The organism is Pseudomonas sivasensis, assembly GCF_013778505.1.
GTDB classification, from domain to species: Bacteria; Pseudomonadota; Gammaproteobacteria; order Pseudomonadales; family Pseudomonadaceae; genus Aquipseudomonas; species Aquipseudomonas sivasensis.
In genome coordinates this window covers 69,040-91,480 of sequence record NZ_JAAOWU010000018.1, presented here as the reverse complement: position 1 = coordinate 91,480, position 22,441 = coordinate 69,040, and the positions used below count along the sequence as shown (strand labels likewise).

At 59.4% G+C, this 22,441-nt stretch carries 18 protein-coding genes and 1 pseudogene; 7 read left to right on the top strand and 12 right to left on the bottom strand.

Going from position 1 to position 22,441, the window contains the following annotated elements:
- Positions 1-16 precede the first annotated feature (16 nt).
- The 3 genes and pseudogenes from G9Q84_RS24065 to G9Q84_RS24055 all read left to right on the top strand — a co-directional run bounded on the left by G9Q84_RS24065 (position 17) and on the right by G9Q84_RS24055 (position 3,345).
- Positions 17-1,029, top strand: a pseudogene (locus tag G9Q84_RS24065) (sensor domain-containing diguanylate cyclase).
- A 217-nt stretch (positions 1,030-1,246) separates the two neighbouring features.
- On the top strand, positions 1,247-2,497 hold the full coding sequence (locus tag G9Q84_RS24060; RefSeq protein ID WP_181644200.1) for a 2-aminoadipate transaminase: 1,251 nt from the start codon (positions 1,247-1,249) through the stop codon (positions 2,495-2,497).
- Positions 2,498-2,628: 131 nt separating this feature from the next.
- Positions 2,629-3,345: a hypothetical protein gene (locus tag G9Q84_RS24055; RefSeq protein ID WP_122755881.1), complete on the top strand. Its 717-nt coding sequence runs from the start codon at positions 2,629-2,631 to the stop codon at positions 3,343-3,345.
- Positions 3,346-3,399: 54 nt separating this feature from the next.
- Here the strand turns inward: G9Q84_RS24055 and ptaA are convergent, their stop codons facing one another.
- Together ptaA and G9Q84_RS24045 are read right to left on the bottom strand one after the other, a co-directional pair.
- Entirely contained in the window at positions 3,400-4,494 is a 1,095-nt protein-coding gene (ptaA, locus tag G9Q84_RS24050) for a pyoverdine biosynthesis transaminase PtaA (protein WP_122755880.1), read from the bottom strand.
- A 145-nt stretch (positions 4,495-4,639) separates the two neighbouring features.
- Entirely contained in the window at positions 4,640-5,995 is a 1,356-nt protein-coding gene (locus G9Q84_RS24045) for a serine hydroxymethyltransferase (protein ID WP_032885626.1), read from the bottom strand.
- A 308-nt stretch (positions 5,996-6,303) separates the two neighbouring features.
- Between G9Q84_RS24045 and G9Q84_RS24040 the strand changes: the two genes are divergently transcribed.
- On the top strand, positions 6,304-6,906 hold the full coding sequence (locus G9Q84_RS24040) for a helix-turn-helix transcriptional regulator (RefSeq protein WP_095186382.1): 603 nt from the start codon (positions 6,304-6,306) through the stop codon (positions 6,904-6,906).
- Positions 6,893-7,771 carry a queuosine precursor transporter gene (locus G9Q84_RS24035; protein WP_032885624.1) on the top strand — a complete coding sequence of 293 codons (879 nt, stop codon included), beginning with the start codon at positions 6,893-6,895 and terminating at the stop codon, positions 7,769-7,771. Before G9Q84_RS24040 ends, G9Q84_RS24035 begins: the two co-directional genes overlap by 14 nt.
- Before the next feature lie 41 nt (positions 7,772-7,812).
- Here G9Q84_RS24035 and queC read toward each other — a convergent pair whose 3' ends face one another.
- The 8 genes from queC to hmpA form a co-directional block, all read right to left on the bottom strand.
- Positions 7,813-8,511: a 7-cyano-7-deazaguanine synthase QueC gene (gene queC / locus G9Q84_RS24030; protein ID WP_032885623.1), complete on the bottom strand. Its 699-nt coding sequence runs from the start codon at positions 8,509-8,511 to the stop codon at positions 7,813-7,815.
- 103 nt (positions 8,512-8,614) lie between these two features.
- Positions 8,615-9,502, bottom strand: coding sequence for a heme o synthase (cyoE, locus tag G9Q84_RS24025; protein WP_014719864.1), 888 nt, complete (start codon positions 9,500-9,502; stop codon positions 8,615-8,617).
- 11 nt (positions 9,503-9,513) lie between these two features.
- Positions 9,514-9,855 carry a cytochrome o ubiquinol oxidase subunit IV gene (gene cyoD, locus G9Q84_RS24020; protein WP_017734785.1) on the bottom strand — a complete coding sequence of 114 codons (342 nt, stop codon included), beginning with the start codon at positions 9,853-9,855 and terminating at the stop codon, positions 9,514-9,516.
- A complete protein-coding gene (locus tag G9Q84_RS24015; protein ID WP_032885622.1) occupies positions 9,855-10,481 on the bottom strand; it encodes a cytochrome o ubiquinol oxidase subunit III in 627 nt (208 codons plus the stop codon). The genes cyoD and G9Q84_RS24015 overlap by 1 nt, the downstream gene beginning before the upstream one ends.
- A gap of 3 nt (positions 10,482-10,484) precedes the next feature.
- Complete coding sequence (cyoB, locus tag G9Q84_RS24010; protein WP_032885621.1) at positions 10,485-12,503, bottom strand: cytochrome o ubiquinol oxidase subunit I; 2,019 nt, start codon at positions 12,501-12,503, stop codon at positions 10,485-10,487.
- 3 nt (positions 12,504-12,506) lie between these two features.
- On the bottom strand, positions 12,507-13,448 hold the full coding sequence (gene cyoA, locus G9Q84_RS24005) for a ubiquinol oxidase subunit II (protein WP_032885620.1): 942 nt from the start codon (positions 13,446-13,448) through the stop codon (positions 12,507-12,509).
- 792 nt (positions 13,449-14,240) lie between these two features.
- Positions 14,241-14,747, bottom strand: a complete 507-nt coding sequence (locus G9Q84_RS24000; RefSeq protein ID WP_032885619.1) for a disulfide bond formation protein B — start codon at positions 14,745-14,747, stop codon at positions 14,241-14,243.
- A 210-nt stretch (positions 14,748-14,957) separates the two neighbouring features.
- Positions 14,958-16,139, bottom strand: a complete 1,182-nt coding sequence (gene hmpA, locus G9Q84_RS23995; RefSeq protein WP_181644199.1) for an NO-inducible flavohemoprotein — start codon at positions 16,137-16,139, stop codon at positions 14,958-14,960.
- 147 nt (positions 16,140-16,286) lie between these two features.
- On the opposite strand from hmpA, the gene norR reads away from it, so the two are divergent.
- The gene (gene norR, locus G9Q84_RS23990; protein ID WP_122755878.1) at positions 16,287-17,831 is read left to right on the top strand and encodes a nitric oxide reductase transcriptional regulator NorR; all 1,545 of its coding nucleotides are present in this window, start codon (positions 16,287-16,289) and stop codon (positions 17,829-17,831) included.
- A 126-nt stretch (positions 17,832-17,957) separates the two neighbouring features.
- Here norR and G9Q84_RS23985 read toward each other — a convergent pair whose 3' ends face one another.
- Positions 17,958-18,860 (bottom strand): DMT family transporter, encoded by a 903-nt coding sequence (locus G9Q84_RS23985; protein WP_095186380.1) that lies wholly within the window; start codon positions 18,858-18,860, stop codon positions 17,958-17,960.
- 136 nt (positions 18,861-18,996) lie between these two features.
- On the opposite strand from G9Q84_RS23985, the gene G9Q84_RS23980 reads away from it, so the two are divergent.
- Positions 18,997-19,869 (top strand): helix-turn-helix domain-containing protein, encoded by an 873-nt coding sequence (locus G9Q84_RS23980; RefSeq protein ID WP_032885615.1) that lies wholly within the window; start codon positions 18,997-18,999, stop codon positions 19,867-19,869.
- Here G9Q84_RS23980 and G9Q84_RS23975 read toward each other — a convergent pair.
- Entirely contained in the window at positions 19,866-22,367 is a 2,502-nt protein-coding gene (locus G9Q84_RS23975) for a LuxR C-terminal-related transcriptional regulator (RefSeq protein ID WP_122680702.1), read from the bottom strand. The genes G9Q84_RS23980 and G9Q84_RS23975 overlap by 4 nt on opposite strands.
- Between the last annotated feature and the right edge of the window lie 74 nt (positions 22,368-22,441).

The window sequence follows — 22,441 nt, the reverse complement described above, 5'->3', positions numbered from 1 at the left end:
CGCAAGGAATGCGCAGATGGACGATACTTCCGGCAACAACCCGCTGGACCATGATTTTTCCCACCTTAACGCCGACATGTTGCATGCCGTGCTGGAGCTGGTCAGCGACGGCATCTGGGACTGGAACGCCAATACCGGGTTCGTCTACCGCAACCCAGGCTGGTACGAAATGCTGGGCTACCCTCGCCATTCCCTGGAAAACAACGTGTTTACCTGGGAAAACGTTATCCATCCGGACGATTATCCCCGCGTGATGACGGTGTTCGATGACTACGTCCACCAGCGTACCCCTCACTACCAAACCGAATACCGTTGCCGCAAAAAAGATGGCAGCTACCTGTGGATCGAGGATCGCGGCTATGTCATTGCGCGCAATGAGGACGGCTCGGTAGCACGGATGGTGGGCGCCCATCGCGACATCGATCTGCGCAAATCCTCCGTTGAACAGTTGGAGCGACGCAATCATCCCTTGAGGCACTGGTGGCCGAGCGGACGCGCGAGCTGTCGCGGGTCAATCAGCAATTACAACTACAGCTGAACGAAAACCGCTCCCTGGCCGAACGGGACGCCCTCACTCTCGTCGCCAACCGCTACCGCCTGGAAAAAGTACTGCTGGAAGAGTGCGGCCGCGCACAGCGTTTTCGCCTGCCGTTGGCATTGATCGCGGTGGATATCGATGACTTCAAACCAATCAATGACCGACATGGCCACGGCGTGGGCGACCAAACCCTGGTGCACGTCGTGGAATGCCTGGAGAGCTGCATTCGTCCAGGCGACCTACTGGCTCGGTGGGGAGGTGATGAGTTTATGGTGGTGCTGCCCAAAAGCTCACTGGAAACCGCCAGGGCGCTGGCTGAGAACATCTGCCGAACGATGCGCAAGATCCCGATGCGCGGAGATCTCACCGTCACCCTGAGCCTGGGCGTGGCCGAGCGCCGCATGGATGAATCCCCCGCCGCCCTGATGGCGCGTGCCGACCAGGCACTGTATCGCGCCAAAGCGGCGGGGAAAGATGGGGTGTCGGAGTAGGTCAAGCCCGTCAACGTACTGGCGGCGGGTACTGGATGCCGCCTCTGCTCCACAGCGCATTGAGGCCGCGCTTGACGGGTTCAGCGCGTTGCCACAAACGACTTTTGGCAACGGCTCCTTCCGATTTGGAATGACCCGGCGACTTTATTTCGTTTGCGACAAGGGCTGGCCTGCGGCTTAGATAAAACGACGCCCGCCACTGCCGAGTCCGAGATTCATGAGCCGCGAAACCATCAGCCAGTCGATTTCCATCGTTCATCCCATCAGCCTCAGCCACGGCAAGAACGCCGAAGTCTGGGACACCACGGGCAAGCGCTATATCGATTTTGTCGGCGGCATCGGCGTGCTTAACCTCGGCCATTGCCATCCCGGTGTGGTGGAGGCTCTTCGTGAACAAGCGACGAAGTTGACCCACTATGCGTTCAACGCCGCGCCGCACACGCCGTACATCGAACTCATGGATCGCCTGACAGCGTTTATCCCAGTGAACTACCCCGTCAGCGGCATGCTCACCAACAGCGGCGCGGAAGCCGCGGAAAATGCCTTGAAGATCGTCCGCGGCGCCACCGGCCGCACTGCAGTGATCGCCTTTGACGGTGCCTTCCACGGCCGCACCCTGGCCACTCTCAACCTCAATGGCAAAGTGGCGCCCTACAAACAAAAGGTCGGCGTCCTGCCCGGCCCGGTGTATCACCTGCCCTACCCCAGCGCCGATAACGGCGTGAGCTGCGCTGAGGCACTGAAGGCTATGGATCGACTGTTCAGTGTGGAAATCGATATCAGCGACGTAGCCTGTTTCATCATCGAACCGGTGCAGGGCGAAGCCGGATTCCTCGCCTTGGATATCGAGTTCGCTCAGGCGCTGCGGCGCTTTTGCGATGAACACGACATCCTGTTGATCGCTGACGAAATCCAATCCGGCTTCGGCCGAACCGGCCAGCGTTTTGCCTTCTCGCGCCTGGGGATAGAACCGGACCTGATCCTGCTCGGCAAAAGCATCGCCGGCGGCGTCCCCTTGGGCGCAGTGGTCGGGCGCAAGACGTTGATGGATAACCTGCCCAAAGGTGGGTTGGGCGGTACGTACTCCGGCAACCCCATTGCCTGCGCAGCGGCGCTGGCCACCCTCGATGCAATGACCGATGAGCATTTGCAGGAGTGGGGCTCGCAGCAGGAAGAAGCGATCGTCGGCCGTTATGAAGCCTGGCGTTCGCAGCGCCTGTCGCCGTACCTGGGCCGCCTGACCGGCGTCGGCGCCATGCGCGGCATCGAACTGACCAGCACCGACGGCACGCCAGCGCCTCAGCAACTGACCCAATTGTTGAGCCTGGCGCGAGACGCCGGGTTGCTATTGATGCCCAGCGGCAGGTCGCGGCACATCATTCGCCTGTTGGCGCCACTGACCATTGAGCCTGCGGTGCTGGAAGAAGGACTGGATATTCTTCAAGCGTGCCTCAAGCAATTGGTTTAACGCCCGTATCCGCCGGTCGGCAGCCTTGCGCCGCGATAGGGGCATTGTGCTGCCTTGACCTGATCCCCCTCCCCCCTGAAAATGCGCGACGCTTTTTTGTCTTCCCCGTTTACTGAAGTAGTGAAATTTCAATGTCCGATTCTTACACCGAACACTCCGCCGAAGAATCCGTAGTCGCCTTGCACGCCAAAGCTGAATACGAAAACGCCATCAATCTTTCACAGCACGTGCCAGCCGCCAAGATCATCAGCGAGATGGTGCTGGACGCCTTTCACACCTCCAAGGAAAGCGACCAGATCCGCGAACTGCGCGTCGCCATCCGCCAGGCCCACGACGCCTTCGACGACGACAAGGCCTACGACCTGATGGGCCAGCTCAAGCAGCTCAAGGACGCCGAAGCCGCCGATAACATCGCGCTGGAAGACCTGAGCAGCAAATTCTCCATCAGCCGCATCCTGTCCAGCTTCAAGGACGACCCCGAGTTTCAGGAACTGGTCTACGGCCTGGCCCTCAAGGTGCTGAACCAGTCTCACCAGGCCATCAGCAACCCAAGCGCCGGCAAGGGCAAGGCGGCTCGCCCCAAGAAAGAAGCTGAAGTGTTTGTGATCAGCAAGGACGGCATCAGCGTCACGCTGCCGCTGCGCACGCCACGTTCCAACTTGAACGTCGACCGCGAGGCGTTCGAGTTCCTGGGCTTCAGCTTTGTGGGTGAAGGCGATGAAGCCGAGCTGCAAGTCGAAAGCTTTGTGGACAACGCCGGCGTCGAGCAGCCGCTGAGCCGCAAGAGCGTGATTACTGCACTGCAACAGCAGACGGCGTTTGCGGGTTACAGCATCGCGCAGCAGTAACCAACACCCTCGGATCAATGTGGGAGTCCTCTCCCACATTTTTTTTGCGCGGTATCAGCTGGCGCCCTGAATCTGCGCCGCAAACACTTCGCGAAACCGCGCCATCTCCCGCTTATTCCCCACCGTGACCCGCACCCACTGCGGCCAGTTTTCCCACACTCGTCCGATCAGTACGCCGTGGGCGGCCAGTGTGTCGATGACCTGCTCTGCCGGGCGCTTCACGTCAATCATGAAGCAGTTGGCCTGGGATGCCGTGCAAGTGAAGCCACGGCCCTTAAGCCAGGTGATGGTTTCTTCGCGCAGTTGCGCGTTGAGCGCCTTGCGTTGGGGCAGCACCTTCACATCTTCCAGGCTGGCGAGGCCGCCGAGCAAGGACGAACCGGCCGGGACGTTGTCGCCGCCGAATACCGCCAAGCGCTCCAGCAGCGCCGGATGGCCGATCGCCAGGCCCAGGCGAGCGCCGGCCATGCCGTAGATTTTCGAGAAGGTACGCAGCACCAGCAGATCGTCGTTGTCCTTGACCCAGCTCACCACGCTTGGGGTATCGGCGAAGTCGATGTAAGCCTCATCCACCACCAGCACACAGCCTTTGGGTTTGTTCGCCAAAGCCTGGCGGATGGCCTCGGTCGGCGTCACGGTGCCCGTCGGGTTGTTGGGGTTGCACAGGTAGAGCATGCCGGCCTGGGGGTCAGCCGCGAGCATGGCCTGGACGTCGTGGGCATGCTCGGCGTTGAGGTTCACTTCTTTCACCGGCGCTTTGCGCGATTTAGCGGCCTGGCGTGGTACCTCGTAGGACGGCGTCGCCATCACCAGGCCCCGGGTTTCGCTGGTAAACGCCAGCACCGCGTAGCGCAGTGCGGCCATGGAGCCGGAAAACACCGCCACTTGATCTTCGGCAATCCCTTGTTGCTGTGCAAATAACTCGGCCAGGGCGTACATGTGTTTGTACGGATAACGCCCTGCAGTGTCGATGCCGCGCTGCATCGCTTCGCGGGCCGCTGCCGAGGGCCCGTAGGGACTTTCGTTGTAGTTGAGCAGCACCTTGTCAGTCTTGGTTGCCGACGACGCGGCCACCGCCCAATCCAGGCGCCCGAATAAAGGCAGGGCGGCGCTGAGGGCGAGAAGGGATCGACGACTAACGCTGACCATGGTGACTACTCCTTGTAGGCGGATGATGGATTCGCACTGCTCGTACAAGTGAGTATGACGAGACAATACGCAGCGGATTTAACCGAGCGCCCATGAAAAAGCCCCGTACGACTTTCGACGACGGGGCTTTTTCATGGGCGGGCTTTCAGTGCTCCCAATAGTCCGCGATGGGGTATTTGGCACACAAATGCTCAAGTTCAGAGCGCAATTGCGCCTGCGCAGTGGGCTCGAAGTGGTACTCGTATTCACCAAGCGGCGTCACCTGGTTGAGTACCCGGCACACCAGATCGACGACTTGCCGACAGCCATCGGCATCCACATTGCGTTGCGCCATGGAACCTGTGCCAATACACAGGCCGCTGGCAACGGCAGACGAACGGGTCTCGCCGGGTACGCGACTTTTATTCACAACGATTCCGCAGCCTTCCAACGCCGACTCAGCGATGGCACCGGTCATGTCCCCGCGCAAACGAATCAACACCGTATGGTTTTCGCTGCGCCCACCGACCACGTCATAGTCATGGGCCTGAAACGCGTAGGCCGCTTCGTCGGCCAGAGCGCGAACCCGCCCCATGCAAACGTCGAATTCCGCCGTCATTGCGTAGCCAAGCGCCGCGGCTTTTGCGGCGATCATATTGACCGCCGGCGCGCCCTGCATACGCGGGAAGACGGCTTGATCCAGCACACGGCTGAAAGTCGCCTTCAAGCCAGGCACCTTGGTATGGGCGTCGCGACCGGACAGGATCAGCCCACCACGCGGGCCACCCAACTGTTTGTGAGTGCAAGTGGTCGTGACGTGAGCCGCGTTAATCGGGCTGGGGTGGCGACCGGTCACAACCAGCCCTGCGATATGGGAAATATCGGCCAACAGGATCGCGCCTGCTTCATCGGCAATCGCACGAAACCGCTCGAAATCCAGCACACGCGAATAAGCTGATGCGCCGCAAATGATGATCCGTGGACGATGGGCCAGCGCCAGGCTGCGCACCTGCTCGTAATCGATAAGGCCCTCGGCAGTGGTGCCGTAGCGAATCGCTTTGTAGTAGGCCCCGGTAAACACGGCGGGGCTGCCGTGGGTCAGGTGACCTCCGTGATCGTGGGCCATGCCCAGCAAGGTATCACCCGGCTCAAGCAGGGCGGACAACACTTGGGCGTTGGCGTTGGAACCCGAGTGCGATTGCACGCCGGCGTAGTGGGCGTCGAACAGTTCACGCGCCCTGCGGATCGCCAGGGACTCAACCAGATCGACATTCTCGCAGCCGGCGCGATGACGCTTGCCGGGCGCGCCCTCAGCAGTAACGTTGACCAGTGCGGACGCGGAAGCCGCCAGGGTGCGAGGCTTGACTGCACAGGAGGACGCGACCAATGACAGCGTGCGATGTTGGCGTGCCACTTCGGCGTCCAGCAGCATCGCCAGTTCCAGGTCCTCTGCGCGCAGGTCCGCCATGCCTCGGCGCAACAGGTCAGCCTGATCCTGCAGGTGTACGGTATTGAATGCCATGGCGGGTGTCCTTTCCTTGGTCGCTGCGTATCAGTTCGTCCTGAACCGTGGCGTTCAATTAAACAGGAAATTAAACATTTTCCAATTTAAATGTTCGCTTTTGTCCCCCCTTACCGAGCGGATGGCCATTTGCCTTGCGCAATGCGGATCCCTCGCATCCGGGACTTTATTGTTAGGTCGCACGCGTGCAACACTTGCGCCCGCCGCGACGTATGAAACGCCCTGGATGGGCGTTTCACTGTTGAAACAATCTATACGGCGTCTTCAAAGATCGACGGTTTTTACTATAGGGAAGTGGTGAGCGCGTGATGCACAGACGAGAAAAAACCGAGCATTTGAAGAGCAACATCAAGTACTTGATCAAGAGCCGTGGCGAGACCCAGCTGTCGCTGTGCAACGCCGCCGGCCTGACCCGCACTACGATCTACAACATCCTCGAAGGCAAGGTCGTCAATGTTCAGCAGTCGACCCTGCGCAAGATTTCCGACTTCTTCGGCGTGTCCTACGAAGAAATCGAGACCATCGATTTTGAAGCCAAGGAAATCATCGAGAGCAGTGCCTCGCCCCAAGGCAACATGAACCCCGCAGCCGTGCCGGTGCTCAAGCAAAGCCAGGTCATGCAGCACCTGGATAAGCGCATTGGCGAACTGGCTACCCTCTTCCCGCTCACTTACTACTTCGGCACCTCCCACAACCTGATCGGCGTGCGACTGGAGCGCCCTATACCGGGTGCGAATGAGCCGGGTGACCTGTTGATCATCCAGAAGGGTTCGTCGAGCGACGATAAGGAAAAACTGGTGTTCGACAGGGCTACCCACACGCTGTTTATCAGCCGTGAAGCCTGCGCCAGCTCAGAACGTCTGTGTGTACTGGGGGATATCATTGAGGAGCGCTTCAATGACCACGTATGAAAGCGAGATCGAAAACAGTAAATACAAACTGCTGGGCTTCGAAAATGATAAGCGCCTGGCGGTGATCATGATCATCGCCACGGGCAAGATCATTCGGGTCAAGTTGAGCGAAGTCTTAAACAGCGAAATCATGGATAACTTGAATAAAATGGAAGTTAAAAACCTGTACAAGAAGTACTACTCCCAAGCGGGCACGGTGACGGCGTACGACCTCAACGATCGCAATGAAAGTTCGTGGATGATCTACATCATCCTCAACCTGCTGCTCTTCACCTTTTACATCTTCACCAGCATTGCCGCGACGAAACCGATCTACATCGAGTCCCTCGACATCATCGTTACGCCAGGCACTTTCCTATACCCGCTGACCTTCCTGATCGTGGATCTGCTCAACGAAAACTTTGGCCTGAGGCTCGCCAGGAAGGCCATCCTGTTTGCCTTTGCCAGCAACGCGATGATCATCATTTTGCTCTACGGCTCAACCTTCTTACCCGGCTTGCCCGGTTGGAAACTCGACGGTCCCTATAACGATGTGATTGTGCAGGTGTCGTCGGTGTTGATCGCGTCGTCGGTGTCGTTCCTGGTGTCGGAAAACATTAACTCGTATTTGCTGTGCAAGATCAAAGAGCTGACTAATTCCAAATACCTATACCTGCGCATCTTCCTCAGTACGTTCTTTGCGGTGATTATCGACAGCTTCCTGTTCTGCTTTATTGCGTTCTACGGCGCCATGCAGACCAGCGATATCCTGAGCATGATCTATGTGCAGATCGCAATTAAGGTGGGCTTTGCGTTCTTTAATATTCTGCCAGCCTATGGCGCGCGTTCGTTGTTCAAGCGCTATATCACCGGCAACGCTGCCTGATTGAAACACGCCGATGGGCCTTGCCCATCGGCTTCATCACCTTAGTTCAGCTGCAACTTCTGCTTCAGGTTCTGCATGACATCTGTCTTGTTCTGCAGGTACTCATTCAAGCCCCGTGCACGCAGGTTGCACGCATCACACTCGCCACAGCCACTGCCTAGGACGCCGTTGTAGCAGGTCAGGGTCTGCTGGCGGACCAAGTCCAGTTGCTGGTGGTAATCGGCCAAGGCCCAGGTCTCGGCCTTGTTCAGCCACATCAGCGGGGTTTCCAGGCGCACGTCGTATTCCATGCCCAGCTTGAGTGCCTGATTCAGCGCCTTGACGAATTCATCGCGGCAGTCCGGATAACCGGAGAAGTCGGTTTCGCACACGCCTGTAATGACGGTCTCGGCTTTCACCTGGTAGGCGTAGATTGCCGCCAGGGTCAGAAACAGAATATTGCGCCCCGGCACAAAGGTGCTGGGCAGGCTTTCACCTGAGCTGTTCACGGTCGGCACAGGAATGTTGTCGCGGGTCAGGCTGCTGATGGCCAGCTCGTTGAGCAACGACACGTCCATCACTTTGTGAACGGTGGCCCCCAACTGCTTGGCAAGCTGCTGGGCGACTTCGACTTCCGCCACATGGCGTTGGCCGTAGTCGAAGGTAATGCAGTGCACTTCATCGTAGTGCGGCAGTGCGTGGATTAAACAGGTGGTGGAGTCTTGTCCGCCACTGAACACGATTACGGCTTTTTTACTCATCGTTCTGCGTCCTGCATGGGTAGGATGTGGGCATAGTTTAAAGGTCACTCAATAAAAAACCCCGCGCTTCTTTCGAAGGCGGGGCCTTTTGCTACTCAGACACTCAGTGTGCGTAGGTCAGCAACAGCTCTTTCGGCACTTGGAAATCCAGGGACATCATCACGCTGAGCGCGGTGATGGTGAAAATCGAGAACACGAACAGCTTGCGCGCCCAGACGGTGTCATCCACCGCCTTGTAGCCTGTCCAGGCCATGTACAACCAGTACATGCCCATGGCAGCCGCGACGGCGAGGTAGCTCATGCCGGCGTAGCCACTGAAGGTCAACATCAAGGTCGCCACAAGGAAGGCCAGGATGTAGAGCAGGATGTGTTTCTTGGCAACCTGGATGCCACGCTTGACCGGCAAAACCGGAATCGATGCAGCCAGGTAGTCGTTGAAACGGAAGATCGCGATGGCGTAGGAATGCGGCATCTGCCACAGGCTGAACATCACCAGCAGCACCAGCGCGGCCATGTCGAAGCTATTGGTTACAGCCACATAACCAATCACCGGCGGCATCGCCCCCGACAGACTGCCCACCAGCGTGCCGTGAACCGACTTGCGCTTGAGGTACAGGCTGTAGAGGCCGACGTAGATGACAAAGCCGATCACGGCAAACAGCGCCGCCAACGGGTTGGCCACCTTATACAACAGTGCCACACCGGCAACACCCAAAACGGTCGCGTAGATCAGTGCCAGCTTCAGGGAGATAAGGCCCTGGACCAGCACGCGATTCTTGGTGCGCTCCATCTTGATATCGATGTCACGGTCGATGCAGTTGTTGAAGACACAACCGGAAGCAACCACCAGGGACGTACCGATCATCGCAGCCAGGAAGATGGCCAGATCGACATGTCCCTTGGAGGCCAGGAAGAAACCGCCCGCCACAGAAAGCACGTTACCGAAAATGATCCCCGGTTTGGTGATTTGGATAAAGTGCTTAAGCGACATCGGGTCTTACCTCACTTCGCCATCATGAACGTATGGATGCTGAACATGATCCATATCGACAAGCCAACCAGCAGCAGGATTACTAAGCCTGCGAACACGAACGCAATCACGTTATCGCGCTGCTCTTTAGAACGATCCAGGTGCAGGAAGTACACCAGGTGAACCAGGACCTGAATCACCGCGAATGCCAATACGATCATCAAGGTGATCGACTTCGGCAGGGTCGGGTACATCACCAGACCGAACGGGATGAGCGTCAGGATTACCGACAGGATGAAGCCAATGGCGTACGACTTAACGCTGCCGTGGCTCGAATCATGGCTGTCATGGTCATGGGAGTGTGCATTAGCCATTACAGAGTCCCCATCAGGTAAACAACGGTGAAGACGCAGATCCAGACCACGTCCAGGAAGTGCCAGAACAGGCTCAGGCAAGTCAGGCGAGTCTTGTTGGTGTTGGTCAGGCCGTGTTTATTGACCTGATACATCATCACCGCCATCCACAGCAGGCCGGCAGTAACGTGCAGACCGTGGGTGCCGACCAGCGTGAAGAACGCCGACAGGAAACCGGAACGGTGCGGGCCGTAGCCTTCGGAGATCAACAGGTGGAACTCGTTGATCTCCATGCCGATGAAGCCCAGGCCGAACAGGAAGGTCATACCCAGCCAGGTCAGCACGCCTTTCTTGTTGCCCTTGTAGAAGGCCAACATGGCGAAGCCGTAGGTGATCGAACTGAACAACAGCAAGGCGGTTTCGCCAAGCACGTAAGGCAGTTCGAAGATGTCGTGGCCCGACGGGCCACCCGCTACGTTGTTTACCAGTACCGCGTACACCGCGAAGATCGACGCAAACAAGATGCAGTCGGTCATCAGGTAGAGCCAGAAGCCGAAAACGGTCATCGGCCCCGAGTCGTGGTGATGGTCATCGTGCCCATGGTCATCGACATGGGCGTGTCCAGCATTGGTCACTAAGTTCGACATGGTTTAAGCCTGTTCCAACGAGGTTTCTACACGGTTGGCCGGGATTTTCTTCTCGGCGACCAGGCGAGCGTGCTGCTCGGCTTCGATGCGCTCGATCGTTTCGACCGGCACCATGTAGCCTTGATCATCACGTGCTGCGTGGACAATGAAGTAGCCGATGGTGCCCACCAGGCTCACGATTGCCAGCCACCAGATGTGCCAGATCATCGCGAAACCGAACACGGTCAACAGCGCACCCATCACCACGCCAGTGGCGGTGTTGCTTGGCATGTGGATCGGCTCGTAGTGCTTAGGACGCTGGTACGCAGTACCGTCTTCCTTGGCTTCGGTGAACGCATCAATGGTGTTCGCAGTAGGGATCACGGCGAAGTTGTAGAACGGCGGCGGCGACGAAGTCGACCATTCCAGGGTGTGGCCATTCCATGGGTCGCCGGAGTCGCAAGCGTTCTGCTTACGGTCACGGATGCTCACGTACAGTTGGATCAACTGGCAGGCGATACCCACAGCGATCATGATTGCACCGAACATGGCAACGTACAGGTACGGCACCCACTCAGGGTTGGTAGTAGCGTTCAGACGACGGGTCATGCCCATGAAGCCCAGTGCATAGAGCGGCATGAACGCGACGAAGAAGCCCGAGATCCAGAACCAGAATGCAGCCTTGCCCCAACCTTCGTGCAGCTTGAAGCCGAACGCTTTCGGGAAGTAGAAGCTGAAACCAGCGATGTAACCGAATACAGCACCACCGATGATCACGTTGTGGAAGTGAGCAATCACGAACAGGCTGTTGTGCAGTACGAAGTCAGCACCCGGGATGGCCAGCAGTACGCCGGTCATGCCGCCGATGGCGAAGGTCACCATGAAGCCCAGGGTCCACAGAACCTGGCTGGTCATGCGCAGACGACCGTGATAGATGGTGAACAGCCAGTTGAATAGCTTCACCCCCGTCGGGATGGAAATCAGCATCGTCGCCAGGCCGAAGAAGGCGTTGACGCTGGCCCCCGAGCCCATGGTGAAGAAGTGGTGCAGCCAAACCATGAAGCCCAGTACCGAGATCGCGCCCGATGCATAAACCATCGAGTGGTGACCGAACAGGCGCTTGCCGGTAAAGGTCGAGATCACTTCGGAGAAGATACCGAACGCTGGCAGGATCAGGATGTACACCTCAGGGTGACCCCATGCCCAGAACAGGTTCACGTACATCATTGGATTGCCACCAAGTTCATTGGTGAAAATGTGGAAATCCAGGTAACGGTCAAGCGACAGCAGCGCCATGGTAGCGGCCAGGATCGGGAACGAAGCCACGATCAGGACGTTGGCCCAGGTGCAGGTCCAGGTGAAGATCGGCATGTCCATCAGCTTCATGCCAGGGGCGCGCATTTTCAGGACGGTGGCCAGGAAGTTGACCCCCGTCAGCGTCGTCCCGAGTCCTGATAACTGTAGCGCCCAGATGTAGTAGTCCACACCCACGCCAGGACTGTACTGGATACCCGACAATGGCGGATACGCAACCCAACCGGTCTTGGCGAATTCGCCGACGCCCAGGGACACGTTGATCAGCACAACGCCGGATACCAGCAGCCAGAAGCTCAGGGAGTTCAGGAACGGGTAGGCAACGTCACGGGCACCGATCTGCAGCGGCACAGCAAGGTTCATCAGGCCGGTGAAGAAAGGCATCGCCATGAAGATGATCATGATCACACCGTGGGCGGTGAAGATCTGGTCATAGTGTTCAGGCGGCAGGTAGCCAGGCGAACCTTCGGTGGCCATGGCCAACTGGGTACGCATCATGATGGCGTCGGCAAAACCGCGCAGCAGCATGACCATGGCAACGATGATGTACATCACGCCGATTTTCTTGTGGTCGACCGACGTCAGCCACTCGGTCCACAGGTAGGTCCACTTCTTGAAATAAGTGATTGCTGCAAACAGTGCCAGACCACCCAGCGCGATCATGGCGATGGTAATCATCACAATCGGCTCGTGGAACGGGACCGCATCCCAACTTAATTTACCAAACATCGTTTACTCCTCTGCCCCAGCAGTTGAATGCGAGCCCGTGTCAGAACCTTCAACCGCGGCCACTTCTTTCTTCTCGTGCTTGACCGGCTTGCCTGGCTTCATACCTTCGTACTTGTCGACGATTTTCTGAAACAGGTTCGGCTCATACGCGGAGTACAGAGCGACTGGGTTGTTCTGGCTTGGTTTGGTCAGGGCGTCGTATTCAGCTTGATCAAGCTGTTTAGGTGCGGCCTTGACTTCGGCTACCCAGGCGTTGAAATCTTCCTGGCTCGTCGAGATCGCTTTGAATTTCATGCCGGTGAAGCCAGCGCCGCTGTAGTTCGCGGAGATGCCTTCCATTTCAGCTTTTTCGTTCGCGATCAGGTGCAGACGGGTCTGCATGCCTGCCATCGCGTAGATCTGGCCACCCAGGGCTGGGATGAAGAACGAGTTCATCACGGCGTCGGAGGTGATCCGGAAGTTAAGCGGGGTGTTCTCCGGGAACCGGATCTGGTTAACCGTGGCGATACCCAGGTCCGGGTAGATGAACAGCCACTTCCAGTCCAGCGCGACCACTTCGATGTTGATCGGCTTGACGTCGGACTCCAGCGGACGGTACGGGTCCAACTCGTGGGTCGACTTATAGGTGATGTAACCCAGGGCGATGATGATGAGGATCGGAACCAGCCACACCGCGATTTCGATCTTGGTGGAGTGCGACCACTTAGGCGCGTAGGTCGCGTTGGTGTTCGACGCGCGGTATTTCCAGGCGAAGGCGAAGGTCATGATGATCACAGGCACCACAACCAACAGCATCAGCAGGGTGGCAGTGATGATCAGGTTTCGTTGATCCAGACCGATCTGTCCTTTTGGGTCCATCAAGGTCCACTTGCAGCCTCCCAGCATTAACATCATGCCAAGCAGCGGCAAAAAGCCTAGTAATCGGGGGTACCTGTTTTTACTCATCTCACGACCTCTAAAGCAGCTTGCGCAATGCAGTTGGGTTTTGATCGCCAACACTTCACCCTGCCAAGGGTTGGCATTTCTCTTCGATTGAATAAGAGCCTGCCCGGCACGCCATAACGGAGCGTTTCACGGACCTGCGGTGAGTTCTTATTCGATTTCGTGGTTAAAGGCCTTGTTACAGACCAATTCCGTTTGGTGCGGATAGTTGAAAGGCTGCCGGAACCTTGGGGTCGCACAGAGCCATCCATCTGCCCCTCGACCGCTCCAGTGCTCAAATATTGAACAGCACGGGACATTCAGTGCGTGCGATTGTAGTTAGCTAGCGATGTATAAACCATGTCTTATAAAGAAATAATTTTTATCGATTACAGCAATAATCCTTCACCGATATTGCAACGGTTCGCGATTTTATCGCGTTCGATTCTCAACAAAAACCACAAAAATTGCGGTGTTATAGGCTGAACCGCCACGGCCTTCAGTCGTCGTAAGGGCATGCAAAACCTATCTAACCCCCCAGAAAACAAGGCATTGGGACATCACGCAAAGGTGTGTCCGCCGCGAGGTGCGCAACGTCGTCCAGACCACGAACTGACAGCACACCTTGGGCGTTTTTTGCAAATTTAAGCGATGGCTTCGCGAAGCAGAAACGTCCTGCGGCGGCCTCTGTGTGACAACATGTCGCACGCTTCGCGCACCCTCAGTTGTCCCGTGTCACGCTCTATTCACAAAAGCCTACAAACAAAAACGCCCCGGCTTTCGTCAAAGAAGGACCGGGGCGTTTGACAGTTGGGTTCAGGCCTTGCGCTGGCGATTGCGATAGATGCCCAGCGGCACCAGGATCACCGTCAGCACGAACGCCACCAAGGCCCACTGCGCCAGGGACAGGCCCAGCACCGGCGGGTACGGCGTGCTGCAGAAGCCATCGACCTGAAAGCCCAGCGGGAAGACCTTGGCCAGGGGCAGGTCATCGACGATGGGTTGCAGCACATCGATGCCGCAGCTGACCTGCGGGAAGAACTGCGTGTACACGTGGTGACCCGCTGCGGCCACCCCGCCGACGGCGCTGAGGATCACCAGCCCTTCGAAAAAGGTCAGGGCGCCCTTGGTGCGCATGGCTGCGCCAATGAACGCGAAGATCGCAATCAACAGCAAGGCATAGCGTTGCAGGATGCACAGCGGGCACGGCGCCTCGCCCAGCACCACCTGCATGTACAACGCCCCACCGATCAGCGCCAGGCAGATGATGCCCAGCAACACCAGAAAGCGCCGCTCCCTGCCTAAACGCAATTCGTCACTCATCCCCGTATCCCTTTGTTTGGTTGTGCCAATGGCCGCAAGTTTACACACAGAGAGTGGTTTAAACAGAGGGGGGTTAACGGGGGATTAATCTGAAGAAATAGAGAGCCAAATGTGGGAAGGGGCTTGCCCTCGATAGCAGTGGATCAGCCAGCTTATCTTCAGCTGACACACCGCTATCGAGGACAAGCCCCCTCCCACATTTTGACCGTGTTATTCCAAGGCAGCAGCCGGGCCGAAGAACTCGTAGCGGCTTTGCTTCTCGGGCACACCCAGGGCCTTGAGGTGGCGCTTGATTGCGGCCATGAAACCTTTAGGCCCGAGGAAGTACGCGTCCAGGTCACGCTCTTGCGGCAACCAAGCCTGCAACTGCTCCAGACTCAAGAGCCCAACGTTATCCGCCGCTGGGCTCACCCCGTCATCCTCGGCATAGCAATAGAAGCGCTTGAGTTGCGGGTGCTTCGCGGCGAGCGCGTCCACCCAATCGCGAAACGCGTGCACCCCGCCGTTACGCGCGCAGTGGATAAAATGCACCGGACGCTGGGTGGCCAGAGCGGCTTCAAGCATCGGCAGGGTCGGCGTGATGCCCACGCCGCCGCTGATCAGCACCAACGGTTTATCGCTGGCCTGCAGGATGAACTCACCCGACGGCGGGAACAGTTCGATGGTTGCGCCGACGTGCAACTGGTCATGCAGGTAGCTGGACACCCGCCCACCGGCTTCGCGCTTGACGCTGATGCGATACTGCCCGGCATCGCTGAGGGCCGACAGGGAATAGTTGCGGCGCACTTCTTCACCGTCGAGCACCAGCTTCATACCGATGTACTGGCCTGGCGCGGCGGCAAGGATCGGACCGTTATCCACAGGCGCGAAATAGAAGGAGACGATCTCGGCACTCTCCTCCACTCGCTTGACCAACGTAAACGCCCGCGCACCGCGCCAGCCGCCGGGGGCCTGGGCTTTCTCTTCGTAGATGGCGGCTTCGGCACCGATCAGAATGTCGGCCAACTGGCCATAGGCGGCGCCCCAGGCCTTCATCACCTCAGGCGTGGCAATCTCGCTGCCCAGCACTTCGGAAATCGCCCGCAGCAGGCAGGCGCCCACGATCGGGTAGTGCTCCGGCAGGATCTGCAACGCCACATGCTTGTTGATGATCTTCGCCACCAAGTCGCCCAGTTGGTCGAGCTGGTCGATATGCCGCGCGTACATCAACACGCCGTTGGCCAAGGCGCGAGGCTGGTCGCCGCTGGCTTGGTGGGTCTGGTTGAACAGCGGGCGCACCTCAGGGTACTCGGAGAGCATCATGCGGTAGAAATGGGTGATCAGCGCCTCACCGCCACTTTCCAGCAGGGGCACGGTGGATTTGACGATGGCACGGTCTTGGGCACTAAGCATGGGAGCCTCCTGGGCTTCTTTACTGATTACCCTTAGCTACTCAGTATTCATGCCAACTAATAAATCGTTAATTTTCAATACCTTAAACATTGTGTAGTCAGTATGACCTCCTACACTCTATAGTCATAAGGACTACAAGGAGTCATTATGACTGCGCAATCACTGCTCACCACCCTCCTGCCCTTGGTCGCCGACCTGTCCCGCGACCTGCCCGAAGGCGAGCGCTATCGCCGCCTGCTGCAAGCCATGCGTGCCCTGCTGCCGTGCGACGCCGCAGCGTTGCTGCGCCTGGACGGTGAATGGCTGGTGCCGCTGGCAGTAGACGGGTTGAGCGCCGACACCTTGGGCCGACGCTTCAAGGTGAGCGAGCACCCGCGCTTCGCCGTCCTGCTCGGCAGCCCCGGCCCGACGCGCTTTGACAGCGACAGTGAATTGCCCGACCCCTACGACGGCCTGGTCGATGGCCTGCACGGACACTTGGAAGTGCACGACTGCATGGGCTGCCCGTTGTTTGTCGACGACCAGCCCTGGGGCCTGCTGACCCTGGATGCCCTCGACACCGAACGTTTCGAACGGGTTGAACTGGACGCCCTGCAAGCCTTCGCCAGCCTCGCTGCCGCCACCGTCAACGTCGCCGAACGCATCGAGCGCCTGGCGCTGCGCGCTGAAGACGAACACCAACGTGCCGAGATCTACCGTCAAGCCAGCGGCCAGCAGCACAAGGAAATGATCGGCCAGAGCAAAAGCCACAAACGCTTGGTCGAGGAAATCAAACTGGTGGGCGGCAGCGACCTCACCGTGCTGATCACCGGCGAAACCGGAGTGGGCAAGGAATTGGTGGCCCAGGCTATCCACGCGGCATCCAATCGTGCGGATAAACCGCTCATCAGCCTCAACTGCGCCGCCCTGCCGGAGACGCTGGTGGAGAGCGAGTTGTTCGGCCACGTACGCGGAGCCTTTACCGGCGCGCTCAATGAGCGTCGCGGCAAGTTCGAACTGGCCAACGGCGGCACCTTGTTCCTGGATGAAGTAGGCGAACTGTCGCTGACCGTGCAAGCCAAGCTGCTGCGAGTGCTGCAAAGCGGTCAGTTGCAGCGCCTCGGTTCGGACAAGGAGCATCAGGTTGACGTACGCCTGATCGCCGCCACCAACCGCGACCTCGCCGACGAAGTCCGCAACGGCCACTACCGCGCGGATTTCTACCACCGTCTGAGCGTATACCCGCTGCAGGTGCCGTCACTGCGCGAGCGCGGGCGCGATGTGTTGCTGCTGGCGGGCTTCTTCCTGGAACAGAACCGCTCACGCATGGGCCTGGGCAGTCTGCGGCTGACCAGTGATGCCCAGGCCGCGCTTTTGACCTATAACTGGCCGGGGAATGTGCGGGAGCTGGAACACTTGATCGGACGCAGCGCATTGAAGGCATTGGGCAACTGTCGCGAACGGCCGAGGATTCTGAGCTTGAGTGCGCAGGATCTGGACTTGCCGACGGTGAATGCGCCGGTCATCGAAGCACAGGCTCAAGCCGCACCCGTGGTCACCGGCGACCTGCGCCAGGCCACCGAAGACTATCAACGCCAGATCATCAGCGCCTGCCTGGAACGCCACCAACACAACTGGGCCAGCGCGGCCCGCGAACTGGGCCTGGACCGCGCCAACCTGGGCCGCATGGCCAAGCGCCTCGGACTGAAATAGCAAGGACAGCTCGGCCAAATGTATGCAATGCAGGGAATGTGGGAGGGGGCTTGCCCCCGATAGCGGTGGGCCAGCTATAGAGGGGCTGGCTGACACACTGCCATCGGGGGCACGCCCCCTCCCCCATTAGACTGTCTTCGCCTGGAAGACCGGACTGGCAGACTTAGGCTTACGAAACACCAACACATTGCCCAACATCACCAGCACCAACCCCGCCAACGCGGGCGCGGTCCATTGGTAGCCCTCGGCAAACGCTGACACATTCAGCGCCACCACCGGGAACAGCACCGTGCAATACGCTGCCCGCTCCGGCCCCATGCGCCCAACCAGGGTCAGGTAGGCCGTAAAGCCGATCACCGAACCCGGAATCACCAGGTACCACAGCGCGCCGATGTACCGTGCGCTCCAGTCCATCTCAAACGGAATGCCCCGCACCACACAGTAGGTCGCCAGCATCAAGGAGCCGTACAACATGCCCCAGGCATTGGTGGTCAGCGGCCGCAAGCCGGCCTTCTGTTGCAGGCTCGACAGCATATTGCCGGCCGAGAAACACATCGTCCCCAGTAACGCCAGACCCAAGCCGAACAAGGTCTGCGGACTGGCGGTGTGTCCCACCAGTTCCGGCCAGAACAGCAAGCCCAAGCCCGCCAACCCGAGGCCACCGCCCATCAACACGTTACGTGCCACGCGCTGGCCGAAAAACACCCGGGCATTCAGCGCGTTCCACAACGTGGCGGTGGAAAACACCACTGCCACCAGGCCGCTGGGAATCCACTGGCTGGCGGTCAGGAAGCACATGAAGTTGACGCAAAACAGGCACAGCCCCTGCGCCAGGCAGATCAGATGCCCGCGCCGGTTCATCACCTGCAACTTGCGGCTGAGCAGCAACAACGCAAACAACACCAGCGCCGCCAAGCCAAAGCGATAGACGATGGACACAGGAATCGCCACCACGCCCAATTGCCATTTGAGGGCGATCCAGGTGGTGCCCCAGATCAGCACGGTGAGTAAATACAGGGAAAGGTTCATAGCGGGCTCCATCGGTAGAGCCAAAGTGTCGCCCTCAACCGGCGCCGCGCTCTTGCAGATTCTTGCGCTTTTGTCGGGCGGTGGGCTCACAGCGCCCACCTCGCGGAGTAGGATGCAAGGCGTCGGAGAACACACCATGTCAGATCTGGAATCCCTACAAGTCTTTCAAGCCCTTAACCGCTCGCCCAACGCACGCCTTGAAGCCTGCGCCGAGCTCGGTGACGGCTTGTCGGCAGCTTTGTGGAGCAACCATCACGATTCCCAGGACTACCAGGCGCCCAGCCATCACACCTTATCCTGCTACATCGGCGGTGGCACTGGCACCTTTCGGCGTGACCAGCCGGGCACCAAGGGCGGCCCCGACAAGCTGTGTATCCTGCCCGCCGAGCATCAGTCGGCGTGGGTGATCAACGGTGAAATCCGCCTGGCCCACGTGTATTTCAGCCCAGAGCAATTTGCCCTCGGCTGCGTCACCCTGCTCGACCGCGAACCGCGCACCCTGGAACTGCGCGAAAGCACCTTTCTGCAAGACGACAGCCAGGCCAGACGCTTCCACCAGTTGATCGCGCTCAACTGGCAGGAGCCCGCCGAACGCCTGCTGACCAGCAGCCTGGCCCATGAAATGCTCAGCCACACCCTGCTCAGCCAGGTAGGCGCCCGCGAAGGCCTGCGTTTGAAAGGTGGTTTAGCGGCGTACCAGCGACGGCTGTTGGTGGACTACATTGACCAGCACCTGGAAGACCCCATCAGCCTTGGGCAACTTGCTGGCCTGTGCGCGCTGTCGGAATACCATTTTGCGCGGATGTTCCGCCAAAGCTTCGGCCTGCCGCCCCATCAGTACTTACTGGCGCGTCGGCTGACCCGCGCGCAACACCTGCTGCGCAGCGGTGCCCTCCCCTTGGGCGAGATTGCCTTGCTGTGCGGTTTTTCCAGTGCCAGTCACTTCACTCATCGCTTCCGCCAGGCCATGGGCGCCACGCCCGGCGACTACCGTCAGGCGTTCATTTAAACCATCAAGCCCAACGTCTTGGCCTTGGCCACCGCCTGAGTTCGCCGCTCGACGCCCAGCTTGCTGTGGATGCGCCGCGCGTGAGTCTTGACGGTGTGCAGGGAGATAAACAACCGATCGGCAATTTCCAGGTTGGAGCTGCCCAGGGCGATCAGTTGCAGCACTTCCAATTCACGCTGGCTCAAGGGGTTTTCTACCGTGCCGGGGGTTGACGCCTGGGGTTCCATGCCCAGCTCGCTCAACAGTCCCGGCGAGCGCAAACGCAGTTCACGAATCGCTTGTTGCACCTGACAACGCCCGGCCAGTTCCAGGCCGGTTTGCAGCGAACGGCGCGCCAAGGCAGCATCGCCCAGTTGCCAAGCGACTTCGCCCAGCACCAGGTGCAGCTCGGTTTCCAGGCAGAGCATGCCGCGCTGATGGGTGGTTTCCAGCAACGCGTTGAGCCGTGCCACAGGTTGATCGGCGCAGCCCAGTTTCACCTCCGCCAGCACCAGCAGGTATTCCAGGCGTGGAATCAGTTCCAGGGTGGCCGGTGGCGCCTGTTTGGCCTGGGGGCCACGGAAGTGGCGCAGCACACGGCGCACCGCTTCCACGGTCAATTCGGCGCGGCCTTGCTGCAACCAGAAATGCCCACTGACCAACAACAGCACCGCCCGGTATACCGTGTCCGGCACCTGGCGCTGCTGCATCAGCCGTTCGGCCTCGCGCAGTTGCACAAAGGCCTGGGCGTAATCACCCCGGTTGGCGGCCAGCAAGGCCAGACCGAGAAAACCGTAGAGCACGCGTTTGTCCTGGCTGTGCAGGCACATCTTCAGGCCAGTCTCGAAACAGTCGGCGGCCAAGCTGTCCTGGCCCTGGCGCAGCGCCAAGTGCCCGCGCCGCAAGGCAATGCGCCCAACCAGTGGCCCGGCCTTGAGCCGCTGCTTGAGTAACATCGCCTGCACCGTTTCCAGCAGGCTTTGCGCCCGATACGGCGCGCCACGCTGTTCCAGCAATTGCGCGTGATCCAACTCCAGCAACGCCTCCAGCACCAACGAACCATGGGCGCGCGCCAGGCACAGCGCTTCGCGGTTCAGGCCTTGGGCTGCGTCCAGTTCACCGCGCAGCAAGGCTTGTTGGGTCAGCCCCGACAGGCACATCAGGCGCGAAGTCCAGGCGCTCTCGGGCAAGGCTTGCAGGGCCTCAAGAAAATGCAGACGGGAACTCTCGGCATCGCCGCCCAGGTGCAGCAACCAGCCCCACTGCGCCTGCCAGCGCGCCAGTAAATAACGCTGTTGCGCCGCCGAGGGTTGCGGGGCAAATCGAGCGAGCTGATCAATGCACGCAGCCGCCTGTTCGAAGCGCCCGGCGAACAGGAGCGCAGCAGTTACCAACCCCACCAGTTGCGCCGAGCCGAGCATCAGTTCATCGCCATGCTGCTCATGCAGGCGCAACAGCAAGACGGCGTTCTGCTGGCGGAACAGATCCTCGAAGCTGAAGTGCTGCAAGAGGCTCACCGCCATTTCATATTCTTCGGCCAGCAGAGCCTGTTCAAAAGCGGCCTGCCAATCCTGCTCGGTGCAAAACCACTGGCAAGCGCGTCGATGCCAAGAGCGCCTGGCAGGCCAGGGTTCGTTGTGCATCAGTTGCGCCAGGGGCGGGAAAACCTGCAACCAGTCGGTGTCTTCCCACGGCTCGATAAACGCGCCCAGCGCGTGTAAATCCCTCAGGTATTGGCCACCGTCGCCAGCGCCGAACAAGTGTTCGCACAGGCCAGTATTGAAGCGCGGCAGATGGGCCAGCACCCGCCAAGCCTCGGCCAACTCCGGCGGCAGCGTGCTGAACAGTTCGTGTTGCAGGTAGTCGAGCAACGTCTTATCGGGATGACCATCACCCAGCAAGGCGATGCGCACACCCGCGCACCAACCCGCGCTGAACTGCAGCACGCTGTCGACGGACTGGGCCGGCGCATGGCTGAGCAGTGCCTGGATTTCCACAGGGGTAAATGCCAGTTCGGCGCCGCACTCAAGTAACTCATCGTCGAGCAGCAGCCGAGGCCAATTGCAGGCCGGACGCCGTCGAGCGCCCAGCCACCAGGTCAGGGCCGGGCTGCTGGCGGTGAGCAGGCGATCGAGCAAGGCGTCGGTGTCTTGAGTGGGTAAGCGGCAGAAATCATCGAGGAACACCCATGCCTGGGCCTGCCAGCGGCTGAGGTCCAGCAGCAATGTGGCTTCGTCGGTAAACGTCAGGCCAAGGTTTTGCGCCAGCCGTTGGCACAGGTCGAGGGGGCTGAGCGACGCGCCATTGAGCGGCAACCAGTACACCTGGCAACCGATGGGCGCCTGCAACGCGCATTCAGCGAGTAACGCGCTCTTGCCGCTGCCGCCGGGGGCGCATAACAACTTGACCCTGACCGGTGCTGCCAGCAAAGGCTCGGCCAGGCGGGGGCGCAGCAAATGATGGGCGGACAGCCGGGGCATGAATCCAGGACGGTCCAGGCAGCGTGTCATGGCGGTCATTGCTGCATCCTGCTTTTTTATTGTTATGCAACGTGATGCGTACCCTAGTCCTGTGGCGGGGGGTTGTTGAAGAA